Origin of the sequence: Halobacillus trueperi (assembly GCF_003386945.1) — a bacterium.
Taxonomy (GTDB): Bacteria; Bacillota; Bacilli; order Bacillales; family Halobacillaceae; genus Halobacillus; species Halobacillus aidingensis.
In genome coordinates this window covers 41736-48641 of the sequence record NZ_QUAE01000024.1, presented here as the reverse complement: position 1 = coordinate 48641, position 6906 = coordinate 41736, and the positions used below count along the sequence as shown (strand labels likewise).

Below are 6906 nucleotides of genomic sequence, written 5' to 3'. Positions count from 1 at the left end.
TTTCAATGTAATGGTATTGTTTGTCTACGGCATCCGATATAGCCTTGGAATACTCGCCGATCGTATAAACCGCATGAATCTTCTCATCAATGGCATCGGCTACGCTTTTGTGAAGCTTTTCTGATTGTTCCCCTAACTCGAACATATCACCTAATATTAACACTTTCCTGCTTTTGGATGTCAATTGACTGACAACTTCAATGATGGCTTTCATGGAAGTCGGGGAAGCATTGTAGGCATCATTAATGATTAAGGAACCTTTATGCCCTTCATGTTTTTCAAAGCGCATGGCAGACATTTGCAATTGCTGAAACCCTTGCTGGATCTCTTGTGGAGATAACCCTAAACGTTCTGCAAGAGCAATAACGTATGTAGCATTTTTCACATTGTGTTTCCCAGCCATAGGCAATTCAAAAGACTGCTCACCGACTTTAAACGTACTGCTCTCATCTGTCAATTGAAGAATCTCGGCCTGATAGTCAAGCTCGTCACCAAAACCACAAGTAACCGTCCAGTTTTTAGACTTTTGTTCTTGCAGTAGAGGCTCATCTCCATCGAGAATTAAGGCCCCTTCTTCAGAAAGGCCTTCTGTAATTTCGAGTTTCGCCCCGGCGATCCCTTCTCTAGAACCGAGATTCTCGATATGGGATTCACCGATATTCGTTATGATGGCATAACTTGGTTCGGCAAGCTTTGATAAAACAGAAATTTCCCCTGCACGATCCATCCCCATTTCCAGAACGACCGCTTCTGTTTCTGGATCCATGGCGAGGACAGTGAGAGGGAGGCCGATATGATTATTAAAATTACCAGCGGTCTTATGTGTTTTGTACTTGACTTGAAGGACGGATGCAGCCAGATCTTTCGTTGTCGTTTTTCCATTTGATCCGGTCACGCCGACAACAACAGGATCCACCTTTTTCAAATAATAGGAGGCTAGTTGTTGGAGAGCCTTCGTCGTGTCTTCCACAAAAAAGACAGGGAAGTCTGTAGGTGTCAGCTTCGGCAAAGGCTGATCTTCCTGCCACAGCGTAGCGACCGCTCCCTGTTTAATCGCATCTCCTAGAAAATCGTGCGCATCGAAATTCTCTCCCACGATCGGGACGAACAAGCTTTGTCTAGCCGCTTTCCGACTGTCTGTCATCACAGATCCAAGCTGAATCTGATCCGATGCTGCTCCTTGTTTTTTCGGAAAAAGTTGTGTGAGTTCATTGACTTCTAAAATCATTATGGATGCTCCTTCATTTCTCTTAATATCGTACGGGCCACCTCGCAATCATCGAAATGATGACGGATACCTTTGATTTCCTGGTACGTTTCATGGCCTTTTCCCGCAATCAGGACGATATCTCCTGTTTTCGCGTGTTCAAGCGCATAGGTGATGGCTTCTTTTCGATCCTCGATCAGTTTATAGCGCCCTTTTACATGGGCGGTCATATCTCTGAAAATCTGTTTAGGGTCTTCCGTACGAGGGTTATCATTGGTAAATATGACCCGGTCCGCATAGTCGACACTGACTTTCGCCATCTCAGGACGTTTACTGCGATCACGGTCCCCTCCGCAGCCGACGACAACGGAGATCGTCCCTTTGCATAGATCCCGGAGCGTCTGCAACACGTTCTTCAGCGAATCTGGAGTATGGGCGTAGTCAACAACGACACCGAAGCCCTGACCTTCTCTCACAGGTTCAAATCTCCCTTTTACTCCTTTGGTCTGTTGAAAGGATCGCTGAATTGTCTCTAGAGGGACGCCTGATAAAATAGCGGCACTCGCTGCAGCCAGCATATTATATATACTGAACAGCCCCATCAATGGACTCTGAATGGAAACTGTACCGATGGGGGTGGTCATAATAAAGGCGGTACCCGTTTCTGTCATCGTGTACTCCTCCGCTTTTACATCCGCCTGTTCGTAAATGCCATAAGTCAGCAGACCTTGAGAGGTCGAACGAATGAATTTTTTTGCCAGCGGGGAGTCGTTATTGATGACTGCGAATTTCTCACGTTCCTTATTATACCCATTCCCTAATTGCGCGAACAATAGGGACTTTGCACGAAGATAATCATCAAAATTTTCATGATAATCCAAATGATCCTGGGTCAAATTGGTAAACACGGCGATATCAAAATCACAGCCGTACACCCTTCCTTGATCAAGGGCGTGGGAAGATACCTCCATGATTGCATGATCGACGTTCCCTACATGCATTTTATGAAAGTAGCGCTGCAAGGTAAGAGCGTCTGGTGTCGTGTTTTTTACCGGGAACGTCTCTCCAGCAATATTGACCTGGATCGTTCCGATGATTCCGGTCTTTTTTTTATGCTGCTGAAAGATTTCCTCCAATAAATAGGTAATGGTCGTTTTGCCATTCGTACCGGTCACTCCGATCACGTGGAGGGACTCTGAGGGGCAGTCGTAAAAAGCTGCAGACGCCATCGCAAGCGCTCGCGATGTATCATTCACAAGGACGACAGGGACAGGGACAGCCACCTCTTCTTCAGCAATGACAGCCACAGCCCCTCTTTCCACTGCACCCTTCGCAAACCGGTGGCCGTCGACATCCACACCGCGAAGGCAGACAAACACATCTCCAGGCTCCGTGGTTCTTGAATCCATGGAAAGCCCTTTGATGTGGAGATCTGCCACTGAATTCGTCACTTTATAAAAAGGAATGTACCGCAAGAGTTTCTTCATTTTCATATGTGTCACCCTTACCTGATCACAAGTTTTATTATACCAAACGCGGGTTTAATTCCCTAGATACACACGAATGGTTGAACCACTTGGCACTTTGACACCGGCTTCAGGCGCCTGTGTAATCACTTTAGATCCGCTTCCACTGACTTCCACTTCCAGGTTCAAAAGCATTTGACTTAATTCTTTTTTCTCCATCCCTGTAACATCCGGAATTTCTACTAACGGCTCATCCGGCCAGGAGTATTCTTTTTCCAACCCGTCTTTCCTAGGTTCTACTCCTAAGGCACGTAAACTGTCCCCCATGATGTTCCCGACGATTGGCGCAGCCACGACACCACCGAACTGAACGGTATTCTTCGGGTTGTCGATGGCAAGATAAACGACAAGTTCAGGGTCATCCGCTGGAGCAAAACCGATGAAGGATACGATATGGTTATTTTCCATGTATGTGCCGTCCGGGCCGACTTTTTGAGCAGTCCCGGTTTTTCCGCCGACACGATACCCTTCCACATACGCGCCTCTCCCTGTCCCTTTGGCGACGACACTTTCGAGAGCACGGCGGATTTCCGCCGATGTTTCTTCAGAGATGATTCTCTCTTTTAACTTCGGTTCATTTTTTTCTAACGTTTCACCAGTGGTTGGATCGAGCCACGCTTCCTGGATATACGGCTCATAATAATATCCTCCGTTCACCGCTGCCGCGACAGCCATAACCTGTTGGATTGGCGTGACCGATACCCCCTGCCCAAACGCCGTTGTCGCTTGTTCTACAGGTCCCACATTCTCCGGTTTGAACAGAATCCCTTTACCTTCTCCTTCAAGGTCGATACCGGTCTTCTCACCAAAACCGAAACGATCAATGTATTCAAAAAGTTTCTCTGTACCAAGTCGCTGTCCAAGGGTGACAAACCCAGGGTTACAGGAGTTTTGGACGACTTCCAGGTAAGTTTGATCTCCATGCCCGCCTCGTTTCCAACAACGAAGAGTCGCTCCATCTACTTTAATCGATCCGGGGTCATGGAAGTGTTCGTCATCAAGGTCAACAAGGTCTTCTTCCAAAGCGGCGGCAAGGGTGATAATTTTAAAAGTGGAACCAGGCTCGTACGTACTCCAGACAGGTAAATTCCGGTTATAGACTTCCGGTTTCACTTCCTGATAATTGGCCGGGTCGAAATTAGGACGAGTCGCCATTCCTACAACTTTCCCTGTATCAGGATCCACTGCTAATGCCACCGCTCCATCCGGATTGTATTTGGCCTGAGCGATATCAAGCTCGCGTTCCATGATGGATTGGACTTTGTAGTCGATCGTCAATTGCAGGTCTTCCCCATCTTCGGGCGGTTTATAAATATCCGCCATATCCGGCATCCGTTTCCCTTTGGCATCTGAGAAAAAGGACAACGCCCCTTTTTCACCCCTCAATTTTTCATCATAATACGCTTCCAAACCAAGCAGCCCCTGATTATCAATGCCGCTGAATCCAAGCACATGCGAAAGGAAAGAGCCATGAGGATAGTATCGCTTCGAGTCTTCGGCTATGTAGACGCCAGGCATCTGCAAAGACTGGATCGCCTCCGCCTGTTCCTCGCTGATTTTCCGACCTTCTGGATGGATTCTTTCGATAGAGGTTACCTTTGTGACGTGAGAATAAGCTTTCTCCACACTCATGTCCAAAATCTGTGCCAGGTTTTGTGCTGTTTCTTCCGGATCTTTAATTTGTCTCGGAACGACCATGACCGTTGGAGCGGATTGATTTCCAACGAGCACTTCCCCATTCGAATCAAGAATCTTCCCCCGTTCTGGTTCGAACGTAATATCCCTGCTCCAGGATTCTTCTGCCTTTGAAATGAGGAAGTCACTTAAGAAGAACTGGACATACCCAAGCCTTCCTGCGATGACAAAAAAAATAACCATTCCAACAAGAAAGACAGCGACTAATCGTTTCTTTACGACCACTTGTGATACTCGTCTCATCTTAATAACTCCTTTTTGAAGTCAATAGAGTCAGCTTGTATCACTATATGCAATCTAGAAACGATTAGAACACTGCCTGGAATGGTGTCACTCCTCTCTCGGAGGAGCTAATTCTACGACTAAATAGCCGCCTTCTTTTATACTTGATCCTTCAGGGATGCTCTGTTTTTCAACAAAGCCGTTCCCCATGGTCTCGATATTCAAGTTGAAATGTTTCACAAGTCTGTGCACATCACGGGCTGAATATCCCGTCAAATCAGGCATGGCCGGCTTGTCTGTAATGACCATAATCCTTTGATTCTCTACAACTTTGGAGCCCGGTTGTGGAAGAACCGCGGTTACTTCACCACCATTACCGATGACTTCTACATCCGAGAACGTTTGTTTCAGCTCATCTTTAGCCGTAGAAGTACCTTTCCCTATGACATCTGGAATAGTCAACGGTGAAACGGATTCGTCTACCTCTTTATCCGGCTGGATATCCATGTAATGGAGACTGTTTTCAAGCACGGTTCTGGTAATGTAAGACACAGGTTCAGAACCTAATTCCGTAACTTCCAGATCCGGCTGCTGAACAGCGACATACATGAGAAGTTCCGGATCCTCTTTTGGAGCCATCCCCATGAAGGAGAAAACGTAGTTGTTCCGACCGGTCAAGTAACTTCCATTCTCAACCATCTGCGCGGTGCCTGTTTTACCTGCGAGCGTGTAATCATCCAATTTGAACGATTGCGCGGTTCCTTGTTCAGACGTGACGACAGTACCCATAAGATCACGCATTTTCTTCGCTGTACTCTCTGAGATCGGCTGTCCAATCTCTTCCGGTTTGTTTTCTTTCACCACTTCACCGGTTTCACTCGAAGTAATCTTAGACAACATATAAGGGCGCATCATCTTACCCTCATTGGCGACTGAAGTGGCTGCCGTCATCAATTGGATAGCCGTGAATGTGGAACCTTGTCCAAACGAAGTCGTCGCCTGTTCCACTTCTCTATCATATGCAAAACGACCATTTTTTTCATTCGGAAGGTCAATGCCTGTCTTTTCACCAAAATTGAAATCCGTCAAATATTTCCGTAGTTTTGTAGGTCCAAGAACCTCGAGGGTAAGCTTGGAAGAGGCGACATTAGAGGAGCGTTGAAATCCTTCATCATAAGAAATCATCCCCCAGCCCTCGGAATTGTTATGATCCCCTATTGTTTTGCCAGGTACTTTATACGTACCGGACTTGAACATATCACTCCCGTTATATACCCCTTCTTCCATCGCAGCCGCCCAAGTGAATATTTTCATCGTTGAGCCGGGTTCGAAGGTGTAGGAAACAAGGTCGTTATACCAATTATCCACCTCGCCTATATTGTTCGGGTTATAACTCGGACGGTTACTCATCGCTAAAATTTCACCGGTATCAGGGTCCATGACCGCTGCCATGATCTTTTCTGGATTATACTGTTCATCCACCTGTGATAAAGCATCTTCCAAAAAGGTCTGGATTTTCTGGTCGATGGTCAAATGGACATCATTCCCATTTTCAGGTTCTGTCATCACTTCGTTCGGATCTAACAGTTTCGTTCCGTACTTGTCCCGTTCATAACTGATTTTCCCTTTTTCTTCTTGAAGATGTTCTTCCATCTGCTTTTCAATCCCTGTCACACCGTTGATGTTTCCATCTTGGCTGCGGGCAAACCCGATGACATGAGAAGCGAACTTCCCATTCGGGTAATAGCGTTTCGATTCTTGTTTGAATTGGATCCCGTTCAACTCAAGATCTTCTATTTCTTCTTTCGCCTCCTGAGAAATAGATCGTCCACTGGAACCGAATTCGACTTGGAAGCGTTCATTCTCCTGGCCTTCTTCAATCGTTTTTCTAATTTCACTTGCTTCCATATCAAGCAGTGGAGCAAGCTTATCTGCTGTCTCGCCCGGGTCTGTAACGTGTCTCGGTGGATCGAGATTAGCCGAATACTCCGGGTCTACGATGGCATAAATTCGATATGTGGGACGATCATAGGCAAGCACCATGCCGTTTTTGTCATAGATTTTACCTCTGTCTGCATCAATTTCATAAGAGCTAGTACGGATATCTTCCGCCCATTTCTGCAAATCGACACCTTCCACCGTCTCTGCTGTCTCGATATAAATGAAACGCCCCGCAATGATGAAAAATACAATCGCAAAGGCGATCATCAAAAATGCGGAGCTTTTATTATTGTTGCGTTTTTTCATGAGGTAATC

At 46.3% G+C, this 6906-nt stretch carries 4 protein-coding genes; all 4 read right to left on the bottom strand.

The genetic code is table 11. The features are described 5' to 3' along the window. Window positions 1-1228, bottom strand: a 1228-nt coding sequence (locus tag DYE48_RS18555; RefSeq protein WP_147299297.1) for a UDP-N-acetylmuramoyl-tripeptide--D-alanyl-D-alanine ligase, incomplete at its 3' end; no start/stop codon positions are given. Next, window positions 1228-2700 carry a UDP-N-acetylmuramoyl-L-alanyl-D-glutamate--2,6-diaminopimelate ligase gene (locus DYE48_RS18550; RefSeq protein ID WP_115824863.1) on the bottom strand — a complete coding sequence of 491 codons (1473 nt, stop codon included), beginning with the start codon at window positions 2698-2700 and terminating at the stop codon, window positions 1228-1230. The genes DYE48_RS18555 and DYE48_RS18550, both read right to left, overlap by 1 nt. A gap of 48 nt (window positions 2701-2748) precedes the next feature. After that, the gene (locus DYE48_RS18545; protein WP_115824862.1) at window positions 2749-4671 is read right to left on the bottom strand and encodes a stage V sporulation protein D; all 1923 of its coding nucleotides are present in this window, start codon (window positions 4669-4671) and stop codon (window positions 2749-2751) included. Between the two features lie 87 nt (window positions 4672-4758). Next, window positions 4759-6897 (bottom strand): penicillin-binding protein, encoded by a 2139-nt coding sequence (locus tag DYE48_RS18540; RefSeq protein ID WP_115824861.1) that lies wholly within the window; start codon window positions 6895-6897, stop codon window positions 4759-4761. Window positions 6898-6906: the final 9 nt, after the last annotated feature.